Source organism: Streptomyces sp. HUAS TT11, assembly GCF_051553595.1.
GTDB lineage: Bacteria > Actinomycetota > Actinomycetes > Streptomycetales > Streptomycetaceae > Streptomyces.
This window is the reverse complement of record NZ_CP196184.1, coordinates 7,185,004-7,209,555: the sequence shown is the minus strand read 5'-3', so window position 1 is coordinate 7,209,555 and position 24,552 is coordinate 7,185,004. Positions and strand designations below refer to the sequence as shown.

Annotated in this window: 24 protein-coding genes; 4 read left to right on the top strand and 20 right to left on the bottom strand. The window is 69.7% G+C overall.

All coding sequences use genetic code 11. The annotated features are described in order from the left end of the window. Positions 1-106: 106 nt before the first annotated feature. The 10 genes from tatC to ACSHXN_RS32175 all read right to left on the bottom strand — a co-directional run bounded on the left by tatC (position 107) and on the right by ACSHXN_RS32175 (position 8,878). Positions 107-1,051 carry a twin-arginine translocase subunit TatC gene (gene tatC / locus ACSHXN_RS32220; protein WP_355132620.1) on the bottom strand — a complete coding sequence of 315 codons (945 nt, stop codon included), beginning with the start codon at positions 1,049-1,051 and terminating at the stop codon, positions 107-109. 47 nt (positions 1,052-1,098) lie between these two features. Then, the gene (gene tatA / locus ACSHXN_RS32215) at positions 1,099-1,377 is read right to left on the bottom strand and encodes a Sec-independent protein translocase subunit TatA (RefSeq protein ID WP_355132618.1); all 279 of its coding nucleotides are present in this window, start codon (positions 1,375-1,377) and stop codon (positions 1,099-1,101) included. A gap of 338 nt (positions 1,378-1,715) precedes the next feature. Next, the gene (locus tag ACSHXN_RS32210) at positions 1,716-1,910 is read right to left on the bottom strand and encodes a hypothetical protein (RefSeq protein WP_059125679.1); all 195 of its coding nucleotides are present in this window, start codon (positions 1,908-1,910) and stop codon (positions 1,716-1,718) included. Positions 1,911-1,920: 10 nt separating this feature from the next. After that, positions 1,921-2,181 carry a hypothetical protein gene (locus tag ACSHXN_RS32205; RefSeq protein WP_355801189.1) on the bottom strand — a complete coding sequence of 87 codons (261 nt, stop codon included), beginning with the start codon at positions 2,179-2,181 and terminating at the stop codon, positions 1,921-1,923. A gap of 80 nt (positions 2,182-2,261) precedes the next feature. Continuing rightward, a complete protein-coding gene (locus ACSHXN_RS32200) occupies positions 2,262-3,290 on the bottom strand; it encodes a helix-turn-helix transcriptional regulator (protein WP_355132616.1) in 1,029 nt (342 codons plus the stop codon). 17 nt (positions 3,291-3,307) lie between these two features. Then, positions 3,308-4,285 carry a helix-turn-helix transcriptional regulator gene (locus ACSHXN_RS32195; RefSeq protein WP_355132614.1) on the bottom strand — a complete coding sequence of 326 codons (978 nt, stop codon included), beginning with the start codon at positions 4,283-4,285 and terminating at the stop codon, positions 3,308-3,310. Positions 4,286-4,674: 389 nt separating this feature from the next. Continuing rightward, a complete protein-coding gene (locus ACSHXN_RS32190) occupies positions 4,675-5,046 on the bottom strand; it encodes an FKBP-type peptidyl-prolyl cis-trans isomerase (protein WP_331267929.1) in 372 nt (123 codons plus the stop codon). A gap of 70 nt (positions 5,047-5,116) precedes the next feature. Continuing rightward, positions 5,117-6,121 (bottom strand): FKBP-type peptidyl-prolyl cis-trans isomerase, encoded by a 1,005-nt coding sequence (locus ACSHXN_RS32185; protein WP_356291140.1) that lies wholly within the window; start codon positions 6,119-6,121, stop codon positions 5,117-5,119. Positions 6,122-6,247: 126 nt separating this feature from the next. Then, positions 6,248-7,609, bottom strand: coding sequence for a Pup--protein ligase (gene pafA / locus ACSHXN_RS32180; protein WP_093722625.1), 1,362 nt, complete (start codon positions 7,607-7,609; stop codon positions 6,248-6,250). 9 nt (positions 7,610-7,618) lie between these two features. Beyond that, positions 7,619-8,878 carry an MFS transporter gene (locus tag ACSHXN_RS32175; RefSeq protein ID WP_356110609.1) on the bottom strand — a complete coding sequence of 420 codons (1,260 nt, stop codon included), beginning with the start codon at positions 8,876-8,878 and terminating at the stop codon, positions 7,619-7,621. A gap of 129 nt (positions 8,879-9,007) precedes the next feature. On the opposite strand from ACSHXN_RS32175, the gene ACSHXN_RS32170 reads away from it, so the two are divergent. Beyond that, positions 9,008-10,021 carry a LacI family DNA-binding transcriptional regulator gene (locus ACSHXN_RS32170; protein ID WP_355132608.1) on the top strand — a complete coding sequence of 338 codons (1,014 nt, stop codon included), beginning with the start codon at positions 9,008-9,010 and terminating at the stop codon, positions 10,019-10,021. A gap of 89 nt (positions 10,022-10,110) precedes the next feature. Here the strand turns inward: ACSHXN_RS32170 and prcA are convergent, their stop codons facing one another. The 6 genes from prcA to arc all read right to left on the bottom strand — a co-directional run bounded on the left by prcA (position 10,111) and on the right by arc (position 16,288). Further along, the gene (gene prcA / locus ACSHXN_RS32165) at positions 10,111-10,866 is read right to left on the bottom strand and encodes a proteasome subunit alpha (RefSeq protein ID WP_355132606.1); all 756 of its coding nucleotides are present in this window, start codon (positions 10,864-10,866) and stop codon (positions 10,111-10,113) included. 61 nt (positions 10,867-10,927) lie between these two features. Then, positions 10,928-11,773 carry a proteasome subunit beta gene (gene prcB / locus ACSHXN_RS32160; protein ID WP_355132604.1) on the bottom strand — a complete coding sequence of 282 codons (846 nt, stop codon included), beginning with the start codon at positions 11,771-11,773 and terminating at the stop codon, positions 10,928-10,930. Continuing rightward, on the bottom strand, positions 11,725-11,901 hold the full coding sequence (locus ACSHXN_RS32155) for an endonuclease domain-containing protein (protein WP_355132602.1): 177 nt from the start codon (positions 11,899-11,901) through the stop codon (positions 11,725-11,727). The genes prcB and ACSHXN_RS32155 overlap by 49 nt, the downstream gene beginning before the upstream one ends. A 473-nt stretch (positions 11,902-12,374) precedes the next feature. Next, positions 12,375-12,593, bottom strand: coding sequence for a ubiquitin-like protein Pup (locus ACSHXN_RS32150; RefSeq protein WP_058079921.1), 219 nt, complete (start codon positions 12,591-12,593; stop codon positions 12,375-12,377). 183 nt (positions 12,594-12,776) lie between these two features. After that, positions 12,777-14,288 carry a depupylase/deamidase Dop gene (dop, locus tag ACSHXN_RS32145; RefSeq protein ID WP_355132601.1) on the bottom strand — a complete coding sequence of 504 codons (1,512 nt, stop codon included), beginning with the start codon at positions 14,286-14,288 and terminating at the stop codon, positions 12,777-12,779. 233 nt (positions 14,289-14,521) lie between these two features. Further along, positions 14,522-16,288: a proteasome ATPase gene (gene arc, locus ACSHXN_RS32140; protein ID WP_059125690.1), complete on the bottom strand. Its 1,767-nt coding sequence runs from the start codon at positions 16,286-16,288 to the stop codon at positions 14,522-14,524. A 247-nt stretch (positions 16,289-16,535) separates the two neighbouring features. Between arc and ACSHXN_RS32135 the strand changes: the two genes are divergently transcribed. Further along, complete coding sequence (locus ACSHXN_RS32135) at positions 16,536-16,838, top strand: ferredoxin (protein WP_355132600.1); 303 nt, start codon at positions 16,536-16,538, stop codon at positions 16,836-16,838. Positions 16,839-16,957: 119 nt separating this feature from the next. On the opposite strand, the gene ACSHXN_RS32130 is transcribed toward ACSHXN_RS32135, so the two are convergent. The 3 genes from ACSHXN_RS32130 to ACSHXN_RS32120 form a co-directional block, all read right to left on the bottom strand. Continuing rightward, positions 16,958-17,533 carry a hypothetical protein gene (locus tag ACSHXN_RS32130; protein WP_355132599.1) on the bottom strand — a complete coding sequence of 192 codons (576 nt, stop codon included), beginning with the start codon at positions 17,531-17,533 and terminating at the stop codon, positions 16,958-16,960. 214 nt (positions 17,534-17,747) lie between these two features. Beyond that, the gene (locus ACSHXN_RS32125; RefSeq protein WP_355132598.1) at positions 17,748-18,650 is read right to left on the bottom strand and encodes a tRNA (adenine-N1)-methyltransferase; all 903 of its coding nucleotides are present in this window, start codon (positions 18,648-18,650) and stop codon (positions 17,748-17,750) included. Between the two features lie 90 nt (positions 18,651-18,740). Continuing rightward, positions 18,741-20,462 carry a site-2 protease family protein gene (locus tag ACSHXN_RS32120; protein WP_356291144.1) on the bottom strand — a complete coding sequence of 574 codons (1,722 nt, stop codon included), beginning with the start codon at positions 20,460-20,462 and terminating at the stop codon, positions 18,741-18,743. A 258-nt stretch (positions 20,463-20,720) separates the two neighbouring features. Here ACSHXN_RS32120 and ACSHXN_RS32115 point away from each other — a divergent pair, with 258 nt between their 5' ends. Together ACSHXN_RS32115 and ACSHXN_RS32110 are read left to right on the top strand one after the other, a co-directional pair. Further along, positions 20,721-21,686, top strand: coding sequence for a RecB family exonuclease (locus ACSHXN_RS32115; RefSeq protein ID WP_355132596.1), 966 nt, complete (start codon positions 20,721-20,723; stop codon positions 21,684-21,686). A gap of 14 nt (positions 21,687-21,700) precedes the next feature. Further along, positions 21,701-22,372 carry a response regulator gene (locus ACSHXN_RS32110; protein ID WP_220294710.1) on the top strand — a complete coding sequence of 224 codons (672 nt, stop codon included), beginning with the start codon at positions 21,701-21,703 and terminating at the stop codon, positions 22,370-22,372. 246 nt (positions 22,373-22,618) lie between these two features. On the opposite strand, the gene ACSHXN_RS32105 is transcribed toward ACSHXN_RS32110, so the two are convergent. Further along, positions 22,619-24,223, bottom strand: coding sequence for an ABC transporter substrate-binding protein (locus ACSHXN_RS32105; protein WP_355132595.1), 1,605 nt, complete (start codon positions 24,221-24,223; stop codon positions 22,619-22,621). Between the last annotated feature and the right edge of the window lie 329 nt (positions 24,224-24,552).

Here is a 24,552-nt window from a genome sequence, read left to right as displayed (position 1 = left end):
TCCGGATCAAGGCCCCGGGCCGGGACGCCGACGGCGACGGGCCCCACCGTTGTGCTCGGTGGGGCCCGTGGGACGGTCCGTCAAGGCGCCCGGGGCGCCGGTCGGATCAGGTGACGTCGTCGTAGCCGTTGACCCGGTCCGTACCCGGCTCCGTGGGCGCGCCGCCGGCCGACACCGACTCGGTCTCGCCGATGTCCTCGGGGGTCAGGTCCAGGTCGGAGGCCTCGTCGTCATCCGGTCCCGAGGAGTCGCGCAGCCGCCTGCGCCGGTCGTTGAGCAGCGAGAAGGCGACCGCGGCGAAGTACAGCACCCAGATCGGACCGGCCAGCGCGAGCATCGACAGCGGGTCGGTGCTCGGGGTGGCGACGGCCGCGAAGACCGTGATGCCCAGGATCATGGCGCGCCACCAGCCGAGCATGCGCTTACCGGTGATCATCCCGGTCATGTTGAGCATGATCAGCAGCAGCGGCAGCTCGAAGGACAGACCGAAGACGACCACCATGCGCGTGACGAGCTGGAGCAGGTCGTCGAGCGGCAGCAGGTTGTCGACCCCGCCCGGGGTGAAGTCGATGAGCACCTTGGCGGTGGTGGGGAGCACCCTGTACGCGAAGTAGGCACCGCCGAGGAACAGCGGGACGCCGGTCCCCACGAACCCGTAGGCGTACTTCCGCTCGTGCCGGTGCAGCCCGGGCGCCACGAACGCCCACAGCTGGTACAGCCAGACCGGCGAGGCGAACACGATGCCCGCCGTCAGCGAGACCTGGAGGGCGAGCGTGAAGGGCGCGAGCAGGCCGTTGATCGTGATCCGCGCACAGGGCTGTGCGTGTTCGGTCGACCTCGCCAGTTCCTCGAAGGTCTTGCCGCAGCCGACCGAGTCGAGGATCGGCTTGGTGAGGTAGTTGATGATGTCGTTGTAGAAGAAGGCGGCGACGACCGTGACCAGGATGATGGCCAGCATCGCCTTCGCGAGCCGGTTGCGGAGCTCACGAAGGTGGTCCGCAAGGGGCATCCGCCCCTCGGGGTCCTTCTCCTTGCGGGCAGGCTTGAGCAACCCACGTCCTCATCTCATGCGGCGGGCCGGAGGCATCCGGCCCTGCGTCAGCGCTTGGTCGTGTCCGTCGGCTCGGTGACCGGGCGGGAGCTGGTCACATCGCCGGGAGCGGCCTGGATGGTGCGCTGCGCGGAAGCCTCGTCGTTCGGCGGGTCGGCGGGCGCAGACGGCTTGCCGTCGTCCTTCATCGCCTTGGCCTCGCTCTTCAGAATGCGCGCGGACTTGCCGAGGGACCGGGCCATGTCCGGAAGCTTCTTCGCGCCGAACAGCAGGATGATGACGACGAGGATGAGAATGATCTCGGGAGCTCCGAGCCGTCCGAACATAAGTCTTTACCTTCTCACCGAGGCGGCATGGGGTGGGGTTGCTGTCCGATCAGTCGGACATGCGTCCGACCACCGTGCAGCGATCGTAACGCTCAGGGGTGAACGCGGAGCAATCCCTGGGCGTACTCCCGGTCTGCGGACCGCGCCTCATTCTCGGGCCCGCGATCAGAGGGTACCTGTCCCGGGTGGTAAGTAGACAGGCCGTAGTGACTCATTGCGCCGCCACGGGGCTGCTCCGTTCGCATCACGGAGCAGCCGGTGAGCGGCCCGAGCGCCCTGGATGCCCGTCCGTACGGTGCCCGGACCGCGCCGGGGCCCGTGCACGACTCACACCTGTTTCATATCCGGTCGGCGGCCCGAGCGGCACCGACGGCAGCCGTCTCCAGGTCCTCCGCGGCGCGGTTGATCCGGCGTGCGGACTCCGAGACCTGCCGTCCGAGACGCTCCGCCTCCACGAAGACGCGGACGGCGAACACACTCAGAACGGCGAGCCCGAGGAATCCGAGGGCGATCGCCAGCATCGGCCAGAACATGACGCCGAGCCTAGAGGGTCGAGTGCAGCCGCAGGGTCCGCACCCCGCCCCCGGTGAGCAGTTCGACGACACGCTCCCCCGCCGGCTTGCGGACGGAGGCGCCGCACTCGGGGCAGGTGAAGGAGTAGAAGGTGGTCTTGCTGCTGGCGCCGATGGCCAGCCGCAGCGCGCCCGCCCCCAGTTCGAAGCGGCCCCGGCAGTCCGGGCAGCCGGCCCTGAACACCACGTCGGCCACCCGCCGCATGCCGGCGAACGCCGTGCGCACCGACATCTCCGGCTCACCGGGCGCCTGCGGCACACCGGCCGACGCGTTCGACTGCTCCGACGCACCACCGGTCGTCGCCGACGTGCTCACAGCCCCTGCTCCTGCCTGTCGTACAGCCCGTCCTGAACTGCGTCCGGCCCGTCGTACGCCGCGAGCGCCTCGGCCGCCGCCCGGCGGGCGTTGTCGGCGAGGTCCTGCGGCGACACGATCCGGCCGTCGCGCCCGAGCCGCAGCGCCAGCCGTCGCAGCGACGCCGGGTCCGGGGTCCGCAAGGTGATACGCAGCCCGCCGTCCGCAAGCTCGTCCGCGCGGTCGTGCGGGTAGTACTCGGCCACCCAGCGACCCGCCGGGCCGACCTCGACGACCACCTCGGGGTCCTCGGCGGCGGGCTGGACGAGCCCCTCTGAGAGGTCACGCAGCTCGACCTCCGGCGGTGCCGACGGCTCGTCGAGGATCCTGATCTCGGCGACCCGGTCGAGCCGGAAGGTGCGGCGCGCCTCCGATCGGCGGCACCACGCCTCCACATAGGTGTGCCCCACGCTGACGAGGCGGATCGGGTCGATCTCGCGCTCGGTGACCTCGTCACGGGCCGGCGAGTAGTAGCGGATCCACAGTCGGCGCCGCTCCGAGATGGCCCGGTCGACGTCGGCGAAGACGCCGCCCTCGGACTCGAAGGTGACCGAGAGCCGGGAGCTGGCACCCGCGGCCTCCCCGGCGGCGGTCTCCACCTTGGCGGTGGCGCGCAGCAGAGCCTGGCGGTCGCTCTCCCGCAGGCCGGGCAGGGTGGCGACGGCCCGCGCGGCGACCAGCAGCGCGGTCGCCTCGTCGGCCGCCAGCCGCAGGGGCTCGGCGGCGTCCGCCCCGAGGGCGGCCGGGTTGTGCCACCAGATGCGCTCGCCGTCGGTGTCGATGTCGAGCAGATCGCCGCCGCGGAAGCTGGTCCCGCACATCGGCAGCACGTCGAGGTCCGAGACGAGCTCGTCCTCGGTGATCCCGAAGGCCCGGGCGACGTCCTCGATGCGGGCGCCGGGACGCTCCCGCAGATAGGTCACCAGCGACAGCATCCGCCGGGTCTGGTCGATGGCGTTCACCGGTCTGGCCGCTTTGCCTGCCACGTTAGTGCCCCTCCCCCTCAGCCCTTGGCCACGGCGCGCAGTCGGTCCACCACGTCGGCCCTCAGCTCCGCCGGCTCCAGGACCACGACATCGGGGCCGAACTCCACCAGCCAGGCGTCGAGGCCGTGCCCGTACGGAATCTCCAACTCGTCCCACCCGTCGCCGAGTTCCCGCACGGCGGTGGCCTTCGCCCGAAGGGGGTACCCCGCGCCCGTGCGCAGCCGGATCAGGGCCGAACGGTCGGCGGTCTCCCCCGCCCAGCTGGCGACGGTCTCACGGACGGTGACGACGTCCGGTACCTCGGCGGTGAAGGCGCCACCGCGGCTGCGTACCTTGCCCGTGATCCGGGAGAGCCGGAAGACGCGCTCGGCACCACGGTCGCGGTCCCATCCGGCCATGTACCAGTGGCCGCGCCAGCACTCCAGCGCCCAGGGCTCGACATGACGCGTCTCCGGACGCGCCGCGGTGGCCTTGCGGTAGTCGAAGACGACCGGGCGGCGGTCGCGGCAGGCGAGCATCAACGGCTCGAAGGCGGCCTCGTGCACGGGGATGCGCGGCTCCAGCGCCCCGTGCGCCTCGTACGGGTCCACGTCCTCGGGCAGGCCGGCGGCGCGCAGCTTCTGCAGCGCACCGCTCGCGGCCCCGGCGAGCCGCGCCTGCTGCCACACCTTTGCGGCCAGGCCCAGCGCGGCGGCCTCCTCCGCGTCGAGTGTGATGGGCGGAAGACGGTTGCTGTCGCGGCGGGCGAGATAGCCGACCTCGCCGTCCAGGTTCTCGACGGTCTCGATGACCAGGCCGAGCTCGCGCAGATCGTCCTTGTCGCGCTCGAACATGCGATTGAAGGAGTCGTCGGAGCTCGCCGACGCCTTCTCCGGCCCGAAGGACTCGACGTAGGCCTCGATGGATTCGCGCAGCTCCCGCTTGCTGAGCGGTCGCCGCGTCCCGAGCAGACACAGCGCCAGGTTCATCAGTCGCTCTGCCTTGGCAATGGCCATCGACGCCCTTCGCCTCCCCATGATGCCTACGACCGACGACCGTACCTCTCGTGGGTGTCCAGGCAAAAGCGGAGGGCCCATGCCTGTACAGGCATGGGCCCCAGGTGATCGTTTCCGGTCGGATCCGGTATCGCCCCGATCCAGGCCCGTCCCGCGTCGGCGGCGGGGCGCAGGCCGGTACCGGCGGCGACGACACGCCCGGCACACCTGCGGTGCCGGGTCCGAGTCCGCACCCGGTTCGGCGCTGTGCCGTCCGTCCTCGCCCCCGGGCGGGAGTGCGCCGCAGCGCCCGGACCAGCGTATAGCGGGCCGCGGCGCGCCGGGCGCAGCGGGCATCCCGGGCGTCCGGCGGCGCCGCCGGTGATCCGGACCCGCTCAGCGGGTCCGGATCAGACCGCGACCAGGTCGCAGACGAAGATCAGCGTCTCGCCGGGCTTGATCCGGCCGCCCGCGCCGCGGTCGCCGTAGGCGAGGTGCGGAGGAATGGTCAGCTGGCGGCGCCCGCCGACCTTCATGCCCTGCACGCCCTTGTCCCAGCCCTGGATGACCTGACCCACGCCGAGCTGGAACTTCAGCGGCGTGCCGCGGTTCCAGGACGCGTCGAACTCCTCACCGCTGGAGAAGGCCACGCCCACGTAGTGGACGGAGACGGTGTCGCCCGCCTTGGCCTCCGGGCCGTCACCCTCCCAGATGTCCTTGATCTCGAGGTCCGCCGGGGGCTCGCCGCCCGGGAAGTCGATCTCGGGCTTCTCGATGCTCACGTCAAAAACTCCTGCTCATTGGTGTTGAGGCCATTGCGGCACCTCCGACACTCTCATATCCCCGCGGGCGTTACATCTTCGCCAGGATGTCGACCGAGAACACCAGCGTGGAGTCCTTCTTGATGCTGCTGCCCGCGGGCGGGTTGTCGCCGTACCCCAGCTTGGGCGGGATCACGACGAGCACACGGCTGCCCACCTTCTTGCCCGTCAGTCCCTGTGCCCAGCCCTTGACGACCTGCTGCAGCGAGAACGAGGCGAGCTGACCGCGGGCGTACGTCGAGTCGAACTCCTTGCCGTCCTCCCACAGCACGCCCTTGTACTGGACGAGCACGCTGCTGTCCGCGGCGACCGCCTCGCCGTCGCCCTCGATCACGTAGTTCGACACCAGGTCCGTCGGCGCCTTCACCTTGGGCACGTCGATGGACGGCGCCTTGCCGTCGGTGTTGGTGCCCACCTTCGGCAGGTTGGCGTCGTTCTGCGCGACGTCCTTGCCCTTCGCCGAGCTCTTGCCGCTGAACGTGTTCTGGAGGTCCACCACGAACACCAGGGTGTCGGTGCCCTTGATGCCCGCCTGGGTGTTGCCCTGCGGGCCGTAGCCCCAGGTCGGGGGCACGGACATCTCGACCCGGCTGCCCACCTTCTTGCCCTGCAGGGCATAGCGCCAGCCGTCGATGATGCCGCCCTGGGCGAGCTGGATCACCAGCGGCGTCTTGCGGTCGTAGGAGTTGTCGAAGACCTTCGCCGTGTCCCAGATCTGGCCCAGGTAGTGCACCTGGACGTAGTCGTTCTCCGCGACCGTCTGACCCGTGCCCGGAATCGCCGTCCGCACCGCGAGGTCCTTCGAGGGCGCGCCCGGCCCCTTGGCCACCGTCGGCTTCTCGCCGAACTTGGTGCCCGCCGTGATGGCCGGCAGCGGACCGTCGACGATCTTGGGCGATGGAGCGGCCGACGGGGCCGTGGCCGTGGGGGACGGGCTGGCACTCGCCTGGCCCGAGCCGGACTTTCCGTCGCCGCATCCGGCGAGCGTGACCAGTCCTGCGGGCAGAGCGGCGAGGAGGAGTGAGCGTCGGCGCACGATGGGGCCTCGTAATCGGTCGATCTTGATTGATGGCGTGCGCGCAACTCTACGGTGTGACGAGGGCGCCGTACGGCAAACGTACGGCGCCCGCGTTGCGTTACGGAGACGGGTGTGACCCCGCGTTCACATCCCGGCGATCAGCTTCTCCACCCGGTCGTCCACAGAACGGAACGGGTCCTTGCACAACACGGTGCGCTGTGCCTGGTCGTTGAGCTTGAGATGCACCCAGTCCACCGTGAAATCACGTCGCTGTTCCTGAGCCCTGCGGATGAAGTCACCGCGCAGCCGGGCCCGAGTGGTCTGCGGCGGAACCGACTTCCCTTCGAAGATCTTCAAGTCGTTGCAGATCCGAGCGGCTTGGCCCTTCTTCTCCAGCAGGTAGTACAGGCCACGACGGCGGTGGATGTCGTGGTAGGCGAGGTCTATCTGGGCGACCCGCGGATGCGACATCGTCATGTTGTGCTTGGCGCGGTACCGCTCGATGAGCTTGTACTTCATCACCCAGTCGATTTCGGTACCGATCCGGTCCAGGTCCTCGGACTCGATCGCGTCCAGCGTGCGGCCCCACAGCTCCAGGACCTGCTCCACCGTGCCCGTGCGGATCCCACGGCGCTCGCAGAAGTCCACGGCCTTCTCGTAGTACTCGCGCTGCACCTCAAGGGCGGAGGCCTCGCGGCCGCTCGCCAGACGTACCTTGCGACGGCCCGTGATGTCGTGGCTGACCTCGCGGATCGCCCGGATCGGGTTCTCCAGGGTGAGGTCACGCATCACCGTGCCCGCCTCGATCATGCGCAGCACCAGATCCGTGGCCCCGACCTTGAGCAGCATGGTCGTCTCGGACATGTTCGAGTCGCCGACGATCACATGCAGACGGCGGTAGCGCTCGGCGTCCGCGTGCGGCTCGTCCCGTGTGTTGATGATCGGCCGGGAGCGCGTGGTCGCCGAGCTGACGCCCTCCCAGATGTGCTCGGCACGCTGGCTCACGCAGTACACGGCCCCGCGCGGGGTCTGCAGCACCTTCCCGGCCCCGCACAGAAGCTGCCGTGTGACCAGGAACGGGATGAGGATGTCGGCGAGCCGCGAGAACTCTCCGTGCCGCGCCACCAGGTAGTTCTCGTGACAGCCGTAGGAGTTCCCGGCCGAGTCGGTGTTGTTCTTGAAGAGGTAGACGTCGCCCGCGATTCCCTCCTCGTGCAGACGACGTTCGGCATCGACCAGCAATCCCTCGAGAATGCGCTCGCCGGCCTTGTCGTGGGTGACCAGTTCGGTCACGTTGTCACATTCGGGTGTCGCGTATTCCGGATGTGAGCCCACGTCGAGGTACAGGCGGGCGCCGTTCCGCAGAAAGACATTGCTGCTACGGCCCCATGACACGACACGGCGGAAGAGGTACCGCGCCACCTCGTCAGGCGACAGACGGCGCTGTCCCCTGAACGTGCACGTGACGCCGTACTCGTTCTCCAGCCCGAAAATGCGGCGGTCCATGAGTGAACATTACGCCCGATCCCCTGAGCTGAAACGGGGTTCGACGGCACGGTTTGGATCATTTTCCGGTGAAGCCGCAACCACCGCACTCCCGGCAGGAGCTGCGAGGACCCGTCCCGTCGCCAGGAGGACCAGCAAGGACACGGCCCCCGCGGCACCCGGCACCGCGAACCCCCACAGGGCACCACCCGCCTGCACGACCGGTCCCGCGAGGCCCGTCCCGACCGACGCCCCCACCGTGAACGTCGTGACAAGCCAGGAGAACGCCTCGGTGACCGTGCCGCCCGGTGCGTGCCGGTCGACGATGATGAACGCGCACGCGATGCAGGGTGCCAGGAAGACCCCGGCGAGCACCGTGAGCAGCACCATGGCGACCGTTCCCGGCATCAGCATCAGAGGCAGATAACACACCGCCAGAAGCCCCACGAGCACACGCAGTCGCCGCTCCGGCGCACCGGGCCACTGCCGCACCCCGTACACCGTCCCACCGACCAGGGCGCCCAGGCCCAGGGCGGCCATCAGCCAGCCGTACACCCCGTCACCGCCGTGACCGTCCGCGTACGACACCGCCGCCACCGTGATGGAGCCCAGCGCGATGCCCACGAACAGGAACGCGCCGAGCAGCGCCAGCAGCCCCCGCGAGCGCAGGGCGCCGAGCCAGTGCGCCTCACGCGGCCCCGAGCGCCAGGCCCGCGAGGGCGGCGACACGACCACGGAGAGTGCCCCCAGCACCCCGATGACGTTGATCACGACCAGCGCCACCCGGGCGGACCACAGCGCCACGCACGCGGTCACCAGCAGCGGGCCCACGGTGAACATCACCTCCTGGGCGACGGCGTCCAGCGCGTACGCCGTGGGCACCTGAGCGTCACGGCGCAGCACCACCGGCCACAGCGCCCGCAGGCCGCCCTCCAGGGGCGGTGTGAACAGCCCCGCGACGATCATGGCTGTATACGCCAGTACGGGTGACGCGACGCCCGCCAGGGCGAACCCGGCCATCGCGAGGCCCGAGACGATCGCGGCCGGCAGCTGCACACGCGGCTGACCGTGCAGATCGACCAGTCGGCCCAACAGGGGCTGACCCACGGCGTTCGCCACCCCGTACACCGCGGCGAGCGCGCCGGCGAAGCTGTAGGTGCCGCCCTCGGCCCGCACGAACAGCACCACCGCGATCGCCGCGGTCGCGTTCGGGAGCCGGCCCACCAGTGTTCCGGTGAGCAGACGCGCGGCGTGCCTCGCCCTGAGGATCTCCAGGTATCCCGCGGCCATGCCCCGTCCCTTCTTGTCCGCCTCGCCGTCGCCGGTCAGCCGGCCACTGGGGAAGTTGTACGTATAACGTCGTCCGCCATACGTACCATGTGCGCTGTCCAGGAGTCCAGACGAAAGAGCAGGCCCACGGTGGCACCAGGTAGCACGCGCCCCACCAGCCGCGATGTCGCCCAGGTCGCCGGAGTCTCCCAGGCCGCCGTCTCCCTCGTCCTCGGCGGCAAATGGCGCGGGCGTGTCTCCGAGACGACCGCCGAACGAGTCCGCGAAGCGGCGCGCGAACTCGGTTACCGCCCCAATCTCGCCGCCCGCAACCTCCGTCTCGGCCGGACGCGCACGGTCCTGCTCGTCGTCCCGGCGCTCACCACCGAATTCTTCGCCGGCGTGTACACCGGCGCCGCCCGCGTCGCCGCGGAGCACGGATTCGGTGTGGTCCTCTACCCCTCACCCGAGGGCGTCGGCCCCGCCAAGGACCCCTTCCACTCCGCGCAGGCCGCCCTCGACGGTGTCATCGCCTCCTCCATGGCCCCCGAAGCCCTCAGCGCCATCCGGGGCGACCAACTCCCGCTCGTCATGCTCGACAGCGATCCCCGGGAAAGCCTCGGCGCCGCAACCGTCAACCTCGACATCGCCGACGGCCTGCGCCAGGTGGCCGAACATCTGCTCGCACTCGGCCACAGGCGCTTCCTCCACCTCGCCGCCGGCATCCCGTCCTGGACCTTCGAGACCCGCGCCCGTTCCCTCGCCGCACACCTCGCCCGGGCACCCGGCACAAGCCTCGGCAGCACCCGGGCGCCCATCTCCATCGAAGACGCCCTCACGGCCGCGGCATCCGCCCTGGCCGCCCCGGGTCCCCGCCCCACCGCCGTCGTCTGCGACGACGACCTCCTGGCCGCCGGCGCCTACAAGGCCGCCCGGCGCCTCGGCCTGCGCGTTCCCGAGGACCTCTCCATCACCGGAATCGACGACCTCGCGCTCGCCACCGCCATCGACCCCGAACTGACCACCGTCCGCCTCGACGCCGAGCTCTTCGGTGAACGCGGCATGCAGGCACTCCTCGCCGTCCTGGAGGGCCGCACACCCGCTCAGGACGCCATCCCCGTCGAACTCGTCGTCCGCGGCTCCACGGCGCGACCAGGCCCCTGACCACGAACGCCGTGTGCCCCGCCCCTTTCCGGGGCGGGGCACACGGCGTTCGAACCGGGCGCCGGCTCCTCACGGAGCGGCGCAGGCGATCACTCCTCGTCCTCGGCGTCCTCGGCGTCCTCGGCCTCCGCGGCCGTGGACGCACCGTTCGCCTCCAGCAGCCGCGCCAGCTGACGGCCCACGATCCGCCGGAACTTCCGCTTCTGCGGACGTGTACGGTCCAGAAGCGCGACCTCCAGGCGCTCCGCGGGAATCTCCCGCTCACTGCCGTTGGTGTCCCGCGACAGCGCCTGAACGGCCAGCTTCAGCGCCTCCGCGAGCGTCATGCCGTCACGGTGACGCTGATCCAGGAAACTGCTGATCTGCTCCGCGTTGCCGCCCACCGCGACCGAGCCGTGCTCGTCCACGATCGACCCGTCGTGCGGCAGACGGTAGATCTGGTCGCCCTCCGGGGTCTCCCCCACCTCGGCGACCACCAACTCCACCTCGTACGGCTTCTCCGCCGCACTCGAGAAGATCGTGCCCAGCGTCTGCGCGTAGACGTTGGCAAGACCACGGGCCGTCACATCGTCACGGTCATAGGTGTAACCCCGCAGGTCCGCATACCGGACACCACCGATGCGCAGATTCTCGTACTCGTTGTACTTGCCGGCGGCCGCAAAACCGATCCGGTCGTAGATCTCGCTGAACTTGTGCAACGCCCGGGACGGGTTCTCGCCGACGAACACGATGCCGTCGGCGTACTGCATCACGACCAGACTGCGGCCGCGCGCGATGCCCTTCCGGGCGTACTCCGCCCGGTCGGCCATGGCCTGCTGGGGGGAGACATAGAACGGCGTCGACACCGGTTATCCGTCCCTTTCTGTCGAAGTCACTCGATCACCTTGGAAACCACCGGGGCCGGTGTCAGAGCAGAGCGGCCTTCGGGCCGTCCGGCTGCTCCAGACGACGCTGCAGCACCGCCCGGGCGATCTCACCCGCCTCGTCCTCGGTGAGCCGGCGGAAACCGTCCTCGGTGATCACAGTGACGACCGGATAGATCCGGCGGGCGACATCGGGACCACCGGTCGCCGAGTCGTCGTCTGCCGCGTCGTACAGAGCCTGGACCACCAGGGTGGTCGCCTGCTCCTCGGTCAGATCATCACGGAAAAGCTTCTTCATGGCGCCGCGCGCGAAGATCGAGCCGGAGCCCGTCGCCGCGAACCCGTGCTCCTGCGAGCGGCCGCCCGTCACGTCGTACGAGAAGATGCGGCCCTTCTCCCGGTCCACGTCGTAACCGGCGAAGAGCGGCACCACGGCCAGGCCCTGCATGGCCATGCCGAGGTTGGAACGGATCATGGTCGACAGGCGGTTCGCCTTGCCCTCCAGGGAGAGCTGGGCACCCTCGACCTTCTCGAAGTGCTCCAGCTCCAGCTGGAACAGCTTCACCATCTCCACGGCGAGACCCGCCGTACCGGCGATGCCCACTGCCGAGTACTCGTCCGCCGGGAACACCTTCTCGATGTCCCGCTGCGCGATCACATTGCCCATGGTCGCCCTGCGGTCACCGGCGAGCACCACACCGCCGGGGAACGAGACGGCCACGATCGTCGTGCCGTGCGGGGCCTCGATCACCCCCTGGGTGGGGGGCAGCTGCCGCTTGCCGGGCAGCATCTCGGGCTGGTGCTCCGAGAGGAAGTCCATGAAGGACGACGACCCGGGCGTCAGGAAGGCAGCTGGTAGACGCCCGGTACTACGAGGGTTGGCTTCCACGGAGTTCCTTCCAGATAGGCGGCAGCCCGACGAACTGCGTCGGGATCGTCTCCCAACTTGCCGATGGCCGAATTGCAGTTGAAGCACAGTACGCCACGGACCTTACCCGTCTCGCGGCAGTGATCCACACGGACAGCCGGGCTTTCGGGCCGATCACCCGGAGCCCCGCTCGAGAGGCGGCCGTCCCGTCACGTTCGGACCCGGTCGATCCGAGGTGGCGCTTCGGACGATCTGCGCGCCCCCGGACCGCCCGGCACGCCTTGCGGCGCGTGGAGGGGCGATCGGATGCGATCGCGTGCCGATGCCCGCCGTGAGGCCCGATCTCCCCGCAGGACCGGCCGGGCCCGTGCCCGGCCGGAACCTCCACCGTCCCGCGCGGAGGCTTGCCGACGGTCTTCCGGTGGCGCCGGTAGCGCGCGGCGCTGTACTGCGCCGCACACTCCCGGCATCGCACCTGAAGACCATCGCGCCGATTCCGGTCCCGAGCGAAGGCGGAGAGGGTCGGCACCCGCTCGCAACCCGTGCATCGCCCCGTGGACGGCCCTCCAGCCACTTCCACCCCCGCAACCTTCGATCCGAAGGAAAAGTAGCCCTACACCCTTTACTGTCCACCCTTTTGCACGAAGGAGCGCACGAAGTCCTCGGCATTCTCCTCGAGCACGTCGTCGATCTCGTCCAGAACCGAGTCCACGTCGTCGCTCAGCTTCTCGTGTCGCTCCTTGAGGTCCTCGGAGCCCTGCGCGTCCTGCGCCTGCTCCTCCACCTCCTCCGTGGAGCGCGTGGCCTTCTGCTGTCCGCCGCCGGTGTCCTTGGTCGCCATAACCCTCACCCCGCTCAGTTCGCCCGACATGGTCGGCATTCCTGCCGATCGGTGATGATCAGACCCTACAAGCCCGGTCTGACATCGGCCCCGCAGTTACTCCAACGTACGGGGGCCACCTCGATGATTCCCTTCCGTGGAGTTCTCCACCCCGTCCGACCGGTACCGTCCGGGGGTACCCGTTCAGTTCCCGGACAGGACCCTGACCAGGTCCTCGGCCGTGCGGCAGCGGTCAAGGAGCTCCTTGACGTGATTACGCGTTCCGCGAAGCGGTTCCAGGGTCGGCACCCGCTGGAGCGAGTCCCTGCCCGGCAGGTCGAAGATCACCGAGTCCCAGGACGCCGCGGCGACGTCGTCCGCGTACTGCTCGAGGCACCGGCCGCGGAAGTAGGCCCGGGTGTCCTCCGGGGGCTTCGTACGGGCCCGCTCGACGTCGTCCTCGTCCAGGAGGCGCTTCATGCGTCCCCGGGCCACCAGACGGTTGTAGAGGCCCTTCTCGGCACGTACGTCCGCGTACTGGAGGTCGACCAGGTGGAGCCGGGCGGCGTCCCAGTCGAGGCTGTCGCGGCGCCGGTAGCCCTCCATGAGCTCCCGTTTGGCGACCCAGTCGAGTTCGCCGGCGAGGCTCATGGGGTCCCTCTCCAGCCGGTTCAGGGTGTCCTCCCAACGGGTGAGGACGTCCCGGGTCTGCTCGTCCACGTCGCCGCCGAACCGCTCCTCCACGTATTTGCGCGACAGCTCGTAGTACTCCATCTGGAGCTGGACGGCGGTGAGTGTCCGGCCGCTGCGGAGAGTGACGAGGTGCTTGAGCGTGGGGTCGTGGGAGACCTGGTGCAGGGTGCGTACCGGCTGGTCGACCGCCAGGTCCACGGCGATGAAGCCGTCCTCGATCATCGACAGGACCAGCGCGGTGGTACCGAGCTTGAGGTAGGTCGAGATCTCGGAGAGGTTCGCGTCGCCGATGATCACGTGCAGACGGCGGTATTTCTCCGCGTCGGCGTGGGGTTCGTCGCGGGTGTTGATGATGGGGCGCTTGAGCGTCGTCTCGAGGCCCACTTCGACCTCGAAGTAGTCGGCGCGCTGACTGAGCTGGAACCCGTGTTCGTGTCCGTCCTGGCCGATGCCGACGCGGCCCGCGCCGGCGAAGACCTGGCGGGAGACGAAGAACGGGGTGAGGTGGCGCACGATGTCCGAGAAGGGGGTCTCCCGCTTCATCAGGTAGTTCTCGTGCGTGCCGTAAGAGGCGCCCTTGTTGTCGGTGTTGTTCTTGTAGAGGTGGATCGGCTGGGCTCCGGGGAGCTGCGCGGCCCGTTCGGCCGCCTCGGCCATGATCCGCTCGCCGGCCTTGTCCCAGAGGACGGCGTCCCGGGGGTTGGTCACCTCGGGGGCGCTGTACTCGGGGTGTGCGTGGTCGACGTAGAGCCGTGCGCCGTTGGTGAGGATCACGTTGGCGAGGCCGATGTCCTCGTCGGTGAGCTGGCTGGCGTCGGCGGCCTCGCGCGCGAGGTCGAAGCCTCGCGCGTCCCGCAGCGGGTTCTCCTCCTCGAAGTCCCAGCGGGCCCGGCGGGCCCGGTGCATCGCCGCCGCGTAGGCGTTGACGATCTGGGACGAGGTGAGCATGGCATTGGCGTTGGGGTGCCCGGGGACGGAGATGCCGTACTCCGTCTCGATGCCCATTACTCGCCGTACGGTCATGCGGCCCTCCTTGCCCGGCGGCGCCCTCGGTCGGGGGCGGCGCTCAGATACCGCTGGTGCTCCGGTGCGCGTGCGGTGCCCGTCCCCGCACGGCGCGACGCGGCGGTACGAAGAGCCTAGAACGCCTTTGCGCTGGTGGGGAGATCATTTGCGTCATTGCCTTGCTCCAGCCGTGCCGGAAAAGCAGTCGGCTGCGGGCACCCGGTGAGGGCACCCGCAGCCGCCCCGGCCTTTTACAGGTACTGGCCGGTGTTCGCCACCGTGTCGATGGAGCGTCCGGTGTCCGCGCCCTGCTTTCCGGTGATGAGGGTACGGATGTAGACGATCCGTTCGCCCTTCTTTCCGGAGATCCGGGCCCAGTCGTCCGGGTTGGTGGTGTTGGGAAGGTCCTCGTTCTCCTTGAACTCGTCCACACACGCCTGGAGGAGATGGGAGACCCGCAGGCCCTTCTGGTTGTGTTCCAGGAAGTCCTTGATCGCCATCTTCTTGGCGCGGCCGACGATGTTCTCGATCATGGCGCCGGAATTGAAGTCCTTGAAGTAGAGGACTTCCTTGTCGCCGTTGGCGTAGGTCACCTCGAGGAAGCGGTTCTCGTCCGATTCGGCGTACATCTGCTCCACGGCGGTCTGGATCATGCCGTGGACGGTGGCCGACTTGTCGCCTCCGTGCTCGCCGACGTCCTCGCCGTGCAGCGGAAGCCTCTCGGTCAGGTACTTCCCGAAGATGTCCTTGGCCGCTTCGGCGTCCGGACGCTCGATCTTGATCTTCACATCGAGGCGGCCGGGCCGCAGGATGGCGGGGTCGATCATGTCCTCGCGGTTGGAGGCGCCGATGACCACCACGTTCTGCAGGCCTTCCACACCGTCGATCTCGGCGAGCAGCTGGGGGACGATGGTGTTCTCCACGTCCGAGCTGACACCGGAGCCGCGGGTGCGGAAGAGGGATTCCATCTCGTCGAAGAAGACGATGACGGGGGTGCCCTCGCTGGCCTTCTCACGGGCGCGCTGGAAGACGAGGCGGATCTGCCGTTCGGTCTCGCCCACGTACTTGTTCAGCAGCTCGGGGCCCTTGATGTTGAGGAAGAAGCTCTTGCCCGCGGCCTGGCCGGTGACTTCGGCGACCTTCTTGGCCAGCGAGTTCGCGACGGCCTTGGCGATGAGCGTCTTTCCGCATCCGGGGGGCCCGTACAGCAGGACGCCCTTGGGCGGCCGCAGTTCGTGCTCCTTGAACAGGTCGGGGTAGAGGTACGGGAGCTCGACCGCGTCGCGGATGGCTTCGATCTGGCCGGCGAGGCCGCCGATCTGCTCGTAGCCGATGTCGGGTACCTCTTCGAGGACGAGTTCCTCGACCTCGCTCTTGGGCACGACCTCGTAGACGTAGCCCGAGCGCGGTTCGAGCAGAAGGGCGTCGCCGGGGCGGATGGTGACGTCCAGCAGCGGCTCGGCGAGCCGTACCACTCGTTCCTCGTCGGTGTGCCCGAGCACCAGGGCGCGCTCGCCGTCCTCGAGGACTTCCTTGAGCGTGACGATGTCCCCGACCCGCTCGAATTCCATGGCCTCGACCACGTTGAGCGCTTCGTTGAGCATCACTTCCTGGCCGCGGCGGAGCTCGTCGAGCTCCACGCTGGGGCTGACGTTCACGCGGAGCTTGCGGCCGCCGGTGAAGATGTCGGCCGTGCCGTCCTCGATCGCCTGCAGGAACACACCGAAGCCGGCCGGTGGCTGTGCGAGCCGGTCGACCTCCTCCTTGAGGGCCACGATCTGGTCGCGGGCCTCACGGAGCGTGTTGGCGAGTCGCTCGTTCTGTGCGGACACGCCGGCCAGGTTGGTCTGCAGTTCGACGATCCGCTCTTCGAGAATCCTCGTGTGTCGCGGAGAGTCGGCGAGCTTGCGTCGCAGGACGGCGATCTCCTGCTCAAGGTAGGCGATCTGCCCGGCCGGGTCGTCGGACCCTCGTCCCGGGCGGATGCCGCGGTTCATGTCGTCGTCGTGGGCTGCCACGGTCCTCACCTCCTCCAAGGGGAGCTGGACGCTTCCAGACCCTACCTGGGTGGGTGTCGATTGAAACCCCTAGATCACAAAGACTGTCGAGGTGTGTCCGATCTTCACCCTTGCGCTCTCCCTCACGCCAGGGGAATACCCACCGAACATGATTGGGAAGCCGCCGAAGGTAGGCTCACGGTGTTCAACACCCGTCAGAGCCTGCCGGATTCCCGCGGCCGGCTCTGCGCAGGAAACGGCAGGGGAGATGACCGTGCAGCAGGCCGCAGTCGACGGCGAGGCGCTGGAGGTCTGGATCGACCAGGATCTGTGTACCGGTGACGGTATCTGCGCCCAGTACGCTCCGGAGGTCTTCGAGCTGGACATCGACGGCCTGGCCTACGTGAAGGGCCCGGACGACGAGCTTTTGCAGGCCAAGGGGGCCACAACGCCCGTACCGCTGCCGCTTCTCACGGATGTGGTGGACTCGGCGCGGGAGTGCCCGGGCGACTGCATCCATGTACGTCGAATTTCGGACAGCGTGGAGATCTACGGCCCTGACGCGGAGTGACCGCAGGACCACTCCGCGTCATCAGCTGTCTCGTTTCTCACATCGGGTTCGCCGTACCGACGCCTGCGCGCCGCCGGGCGCTCACACGGCGGTCTGCGCCGGCGGTGAAGTGTGCGACGTCACACGCTCCGTGCGCCGGAGGGCGTGGACCGGATGAACGCGCCGCCCTTCCACTGCCAATGGGCGGGGGTCTTCACATCCGGGCAGCAACTCGGTACGTCGGGCGAGGAGTAGCCGAGGAGGGTCGCCGTGACCGCCGCGTCACGGACGGCGAAGTCGGTGACGGTCGATCGGTCCTTGGGGTCGACCAGGGTGGCGACCACCCGGGGTTCCGTGGCGCCCGCGGCCTGGGTGAGGACGTAGACGCCGTCGGGCGGGGTCCCCATGCTCGCGTCGCAGTGGGCCACCACGACGGTTTCGGGGCGGTCGTCGCCGTCGAGGTCGCCGATGGCCTTCTTCACGATGACGAGCTTGACCGGGCCGCAGTCGAGCGGGATGTCGGCCTTGGCGGGGTCGGGGGCTGCCGCGGTGGCCTGTGCCGCCTTGGTCCCTCCCGGGGGCTGGGCCGCCGTCGCGGAGCCGGGGTGCAGCATGGAGGACAGGGCGATCACGCCGGAGACGGCGGTGGCCGTGGCGACCCAGTGGATGGGCCGGGGGGTGGTGTGAGCGAGTTCCGGAACGGCGGGGTGCTGCACGCGAGCAGTTTCTCCTGTGAGAGCTGTGCCGGTGGGGGTGGACCGCATCGTGCCACACGTCACATCGAGGCGGAACGGCGGGGGCGGTACTTCTGGCGTCGCGTCAACTCCCGGTGTACTGCGGGGCCTCAACGGACGAACGCCGCGGCCCGGTCCCCGATGTGTGCGGGAACTGGGCCGCGGCGCTCGTCCGTTGGCTGCGGCGGGGTCCGGGTCAGTGACCGGCGCCTCCGTCGGCGTTGGGGCCTGCGTAGTCCTCGCCGTAGGCGCCCTTGGCGGGCCGGCGGCGGCGCATGGGCGGCTCGACGCCGTCGGCGAGCCGGCGGGCGGTGAGGAGGAAGCCGGTGTGGCCGATCATCCGGTGGTCCGGGCGCACGGCCAGGCCTTCGATGTGCCAGTTGCGGATCATCGTCTCCCATGAGGTCGGCTCGTTGAAGCAGCCGATCTCGCGGATGGACTCGACGGTCCGGGCGAGCTGGGTGGTGGTCGCCACGTAGCAGCACAGGATGCCGCCGGGGACGAGCGCCTTGGAGACGGCTTCCAGACACTCCCAAGGGGCGAGCATGTCGAGGATGACGCGGTCGACGTCGGTGTCGCCGAGATTGTCCTGGAGGTCGCCGACGGTGAGCTGCCAGGCGGGGTGCGGGCCGCCGAAGTAGCGTTCCACGTTCTGCTGGGCGATCTCGGCGAAGTCGGCGCGGCGCTCGTAGCTGTGCAGCATTCCCTGGTCGCCGATGGCGCGCAGCAGGAAGCTGCTGAGGGAGCCGGAGCCGACGCCCGCCTCCACGACGCGTGCGCCGGGGAAGATGTCGGCGAAGGCGAGGATCTGCCCCGCGTCCTTGGGATAGACGACTGCCGCCCCGCGGGGCATGGACAGGACGTAGTCGGGGAGCAGGGGGCGCAGCGCGAGATAGGCGACGTTCCCGGTGGTGCGGACAACGCTGCCCTCGGGAGCACCGATCAGTTCGTCGTGCGGGAAGGAACCCTTGTGGGTGTGGAAGTTCTTCCCCGCTTCGAGCGTGAACGTGTAGTGGCGGCCCTTGGGGTCGGTCAGCTGTACCTGGTCCCCGACCTTGAAGGGCCCGCGACGGCGGGCGGCACCGGTCGGTTCGGACATGTGACCAGCCTACCGGTCACCGGGGAGGCCGCCGACCATGTGCGGGCGGGCCCTGGGCCCGGCAGCCAGGGGCGGCAAAGGCAGAGGGCGTCAGCTGGGCCGGGCCATGGCTTTGACGAAGGCGCGCTCGACGTCGGCGGCGGACAGGACGCCGTAGATCTCGCCGGTCTCCTCGACGACCAGGTATTCGGTGGCGGGGGTGGCGCGCAGGACGTCCAGGAGGGCCTCGCCGGCGAGTTCCGCGGAGACGCGCATGCCGTCGTTCAGTTCCTGGGCGAGGCCGCTGACCGGGACCCAGGGGCGGCGGTGCTCGGGTACGCCGACGATGGCCGCCTCCCGTACGAGGGAGAGGGGACGGCCGTGGGCGTCGACGACGACCAGGGCGCGGGCACCGACCTCGTTCGCGCGGCGCAGGGCCTCGGACAGAGGGGTGTCGCCCTGGACGGGTACCGCGCGGCGGGTGAGTGAGCGGGCGCGCAGTTCGGGGAGGTGTTCGCGCAGCCGCGCCATGCGGAGGCTGTTTCCGGCGCCGGTCCAGATGATCGCGGCGAGGATGGCGGCGAGCAGGGCGTCGGTGACGGTGTCCATGCCGACGTTGTCCTCGGCCGTCGAGCCGAGGGCGCCGGACTGGGTGAGCAGCGGCAGGCCGACGAGCACGGCGATGGCGAGTGCGCGGCCGACCCAGGCGGCCGCGACGGTGCCGCTCATGGGCCTGCCGGTGATCTTCCAGACGACGGCGCGCAGCATGCGGCCGCCGTCGAGGGGCAGGCCGGGCAGCAGGTTGAAGACGGCCACGATGAGGTTGGAGATCATGAGGCCGGCCAGCAGGACGCCGGGCACGGTGCCGGGCCGGACGGGCTGCATGGCCAGGTAGAAGACGCCGGCCAGGACGAGGGAGAACAGGGGTCCGACGAAGGCGAGGACGAACTCCCGGCCCGGGGTCTCGGCCTCCTTCTCGATCTCGGAGACACCTCCGAAGAACTGGAGCTGGATCCGTCGCACCGGCAGTTTGAAGCGCAGCGCGGCCACGGTGTGGGCCAGTTCGTGGACGAGGACTGAGGCGTAGAAGGCGACGGCGAAGAACAGCGAGACCAGGTAGCGGGCGGCGCCGAGTTGGGGCAGTACGCGGTCGAGCTGGCCGCCGAACACCCAGGTGATCAGGGCGGCGACGAGGAACCAGCTGGGGGCGACGTAGACGGGGACGCCGAAGGGCCGGCCCATCAGGATGCCGCCGCCCGGTTCCTTGGGCCGCTGCGGAGGCCGTCCCGGTCCGTCGGGTGCCGAGTGGGCGAGGCTGCGGCCCGGACCGTGCACGGCGGGATGTCCGGTCGGCGGGGTGTCGGCGGGGTCGCGGGGGTGCGCGGGGCCTTCGGGCGGGGAAGTCCGGCCGCCCTCGGCGGGGTGTCCCTGGCCGGGGGGACGGGCGGGGGCGTCCGGGGCCGGGTGGTCGCCGGCGGGCGGACTGCCCTGGTGGTCGTCGTGCGGCCCGGGTGCGCTTGGCCCGTCGGAGTGGTCCGGGGACCGGTGGAGTACCGCGGGCCCGTCCGGGTCCGGCGGGATGTGGTCGGCCGGACCGGTCGGGGGGCGGTGCTCGTTCTCCCCCCGGGGACCTGACGGTTCCTGCGGCGGCCCCTGGGGCGAGGACGCCGCGGCGGTCTGTTCGCGCGGGCCCTCCGGGGCCTGGCGGTGGATGCCGTCCCGCTCGTGTTCGGGGTGTGCGGGGTCGGCGGTGCGCGCCGTGGGGGCCGCCTCGCGGTCGTTCGCCCCTTCGTTGCCGGGGCGCGGGTGTCCGCTCCCGCCGCTCTCGTCCACGATGTCCCCTCGATCGAAGCGTTTCCCGGCCCCGGTCGTGCCGGGTGGGAGGGCCTGTGGTCGATGGTATGCGGCTGTCGCTTCGTGTTCTGCCCCGGCACCCCCTCTGTTGCCCCCGTCGTCGCGTGGGTACACCCCCGTCACAGGAAGGCGCCCGGCCGGTCCGCGAGGCGCCGCGCGGCCGGGGGACGCCGGTACGGTCCGGGCCACCGGGCACGGCTGTGTCACTGTCGGTGGCGGGCCGTATGGTCTGTCGTCATGGAAACCAGCACCGACGGCGCCGCCGAGCCGTCCGCCGAGGCCGCAGTGCCCCCGGGGTCGCTGTCGCCCTCGCGTGCCAGTGATTTCATGCAGTGCCCGCTGCTCTACCGGTTCCGGGTGATCGACAGGCTGCCCGAGAAGCCGAGTGAGGCCGCGACCCGGGGCACGCTGGTGCATGCGGTGCTGGAAAGACTCTTCGACGTACCGGCCGCAGAGCGGACCGCTCCTCGCGCCAAGTCGCTGGTGCCCGGCCAGTGGGACCGGCTGCGGGAGAACCGGCCGGAGGTGCTGGAGCTGTTCGCCGACGATCCGGACGGGGAGCGGCTGGCACGCTGGCTCGGTGAGGCGGAGCAGCTCGTCGAGCGCTGGTTCGCGCTGGAGGACCCGACCCGGCTGGAGCCCGCCGAGCGGGAGCTGTTCGTCGAGGCGGAGCTCGATTCCGGGCTGAAGCTGCGGGGGATCATCGACCGTGTGGACGTGGCGCCCACCGGTGAGGTGCGCATCGTCGACTACAAGACGGGCAAGGCACCCCGGCCCGAGTACGCCGAGGGCGCGCTGTTCCAGATGAAGTTCTACGCCCTGGTGGTGTGGCGGCTGAAGGGGCTCGTCCCGCGCCGGCTGCAGCTCGTCTATCTGGGCAGCGGCGATGTGCTGACGTACGACCCCGTGCTCGCGGATCTGGAGCGCGTCGAGCGGAAGCTGCTGGCGCTCTGGGAGGCGATCCGCAAGGCCACGGAGTCGGGTGACTGGCGGCCGAGGCCCACCAAGTTGTGCGGCTGGTGCGACCACCAGGCCCTGTGCCCCGAGTTCGGTGGCACTCCCCCGCTCTATCCGCTGCCGGTGCGGGCGGCCGGCGGGCCCCCGTCGCAGGATCCACGGGGCGACTCGGGCCAGACGCCCACGGCGCCGGTCGGGGTGCCCGGATCGGCCGACGCCGAGCAGGGCAGAATGGGCCCGGACTAGCGAAGGAGACTCACGTGGCCATCCGCGTCCTACTGGTCGACGACCAGCCGCTGCTGCGCACGGGCTTCCGGATGATTCTGGAGGCCGAGCAGGACATCGCGGTCGTCGGCGAGGCCGGAGACGGCCTCCAGGCGCTCGACCAGGTGCGTGCCCTGCAGCCCGATGTGGTGCTCATGGACATCCGCATGCCGCGGATGGACGGGGTGGAGGCGACCCGGCAGATCACCGGACCCGGGCGGGACGGCCCGGCGAAGGTGCTGGTACTGACCACCTTCGATCTCGACGAGTACGTGGTGGAGGCGCTGCGCGCCGGTGCCAGCGGATTCCTCCTCAAGGACGCTCCCGCCCATGAGCTGGTGCAGGCGATCCGGGTGGTCGCGGCGGGCGAGGCGATGCTCGCTCCGAGCATCACGCGTCGGCTGCTGGACAAGTACGCAGGTCATCTGCCGTCCGGGGACGAGCCCGTCCCGGACACACTGCACACCCTCACCGAGCGCGAGGTGGAGGTGCTGAAGCTGGTGGCGCGCGGGTTGTCCAACGCCGAGATCGCCGCTGACCTGTTCGTCAGCGAGACGACGGTCAAGACGCACGTCGGCCATGTGCTCACCAAGCTGGGGCTGCGGGACCGGGTGCAGGCCGCGGTGTACGCCTATGAGAGCGGGCTGGTACGCCCGGGCGCTCAGTAGCGGCGGCGGCCCACGGGCCCGTCGCAAGGCGGTGCCGGCCGGGCCTCTCGGCGGCGCGGAGGGCGTCCCCTTCCTTGTGGCGGGGGGCGCCCTCCCGTGTCGGTACCGCCCGCCCGGCCCTGCCGCTCTCCCGGAACCGGAACACCGTCGAGGCCCGGTCCTCGGGCCGGGCCGGACGTCCGAAATCATGTGGACGCACAAGAAGGCCCCCCGGGGTGATCCCCGGGGGGCCTTCGAGGCATGAGGTCAGCCGCCCACGCCGCGGCCGAGCTCCCACAGCTGCAATGTGGAGGAGGAGTTCATCGCGTACTCGCTGCCCGTGATGTCGTCACGGGTGGCGACGTACTGCTTGCCCTGCCACAGCGGGAGGATCGGCACCTCCTTGGCGACGATGTCCTGGATGTCGGTGAGGCTCTTCGACGCGGTGAGGCGGTCGGCCTCACGCCGGGACGCGGGGATCAGGGTGTTGCGGATCTCGCTGTTGTTGTACGGCGAGCCGAGGGTGTTGTCCTTGTCGAGGAACGGCGCGAGGTAGTTGTCCGCGTCCGGGAAGTCGGGGAACCAACCCATGCCGTAGACGTCGTACTGGCCCTTGATCTCGGCCGGGCGGAACTTGTCCCAGGTGGTGCCCTCGACGCTGATGTCGAACAGACCGCTCGCGTTGAGCTGCTGCCTGAGGACGTCGAACTCCTTGGCGGTGGCCGGACCGTAGTGGTCGGTCGTGTAGTGCAGCGTCAGCTTCACCGGGGTGCTGATGTTCGCCTTGTCCAGCGTCGCGCGGGCCTTGGCCACGCTCGGGTCGCCGTACTTGTTGAGGAACGAGTTGGAATGGCCGGTGATGGTGGCCGGTACGAGCGAGTACAGGGGCTGCGCCTCGGTGCCGTACACCTTGGACACCAGCTCACCGCGGTCGATGACCTCGGCCATGGCCTGGCGCACGGCCACGCTCTTCACCGAGTCGGCACCGGTGTTGAAGCCCAGGTAGCGGATCTCCAGACCCGGCATCTCGACCAGGTTGATGTTGCCGTCCGTGTCGTCCTGCAGCTTGCGGATCTGGTCCGGCGCCATGGTGCGGGTCATGACGTCGATGTCGCCCTTCTCGAGGGCGGAACCCATGCCGCCGGCGTCCTGGAAGGACTGCAGCACGACCTTGTCGTTCTTCGGGGTGAGCAGACCCTGGTAGTTCGGGTTCTTGGTGAAGGTGGCCTTCACCATCTCGTTGTTCTTGACCTCGGCCTGCAGCGTGTACGGCCCGGAACCGTCGACCGAGAAGCCGTCGCGCAGCTTGCCCTTGTCGTAGTCCTTGGGGTTCACGATGCCCGCGACCGGCGTCGACAGCTTGAACGGGAAGGTGGCGTCCGCGGTCTTCAGGTGGAAGACGACCTCGTCCTTGCCCTGCGTCTCGACGGTGTCGACGGTGGACAGCAGGGCGAAGACGCCGCTGTCGGCCTTGATGGCGAGGGCACGGTCGATGGAGAACTTCACATCGGCAGCGGTCACCGGGTCGCCGCTGGCGAACTTCAGGTCCTTGCGGAGCTTGCACGCGTAGCGCTCGTTGCCGCTGTCGGTGAAACCGCAGCTCTCGGCGGCCTCGGGCTGGGGGTCGCCGTCACCGCGGGGCTGGACCATCAGTGTCTGCACGGTCTGCCGCAGGACGTTCCAGGAGCCCACGTCGTACGCGTACGCCGGGTCGAGGGGCGCGGGGGCGTCGCTGGAGGCGGTGAACCGGTCGGTGGTACCGACGACGATGGCGTCACCGCTGCTGCCCCCGCTGTCGGACCCGCCGCAGGCGGCGAGAACGGGGGTGAGCAGACCAACGACGGCCGGCAGCACCAAAGTCTTACGGTTCATGCTCGAGTTTCTCCAGAGCTGTCAAGTCCGTGTACCCGGCAAGCAAGGGTGGTGCGGCGGATCACGGGAGTTGTGGCGATGTTCTCGCGATGAGATTAGTGCGCACCCGCACGAAGGCTGACAGCTACCGGAGTTGAGTGCTCATCACGCTGCGGAACCGATCGGGGACGCATCGGAGAACCCGACGGGGAAGGATTCGTGCAGCGTTTCATCAATCGGGACACAAGGGCACGCCCCGGCCGCCCGAAAGGGGTGGAACAGCACACCCCGGGCCCATTGTCGACCCCCTGGAACGTGGCAAACGTCACACCCTCAACCGAGGGGACGGA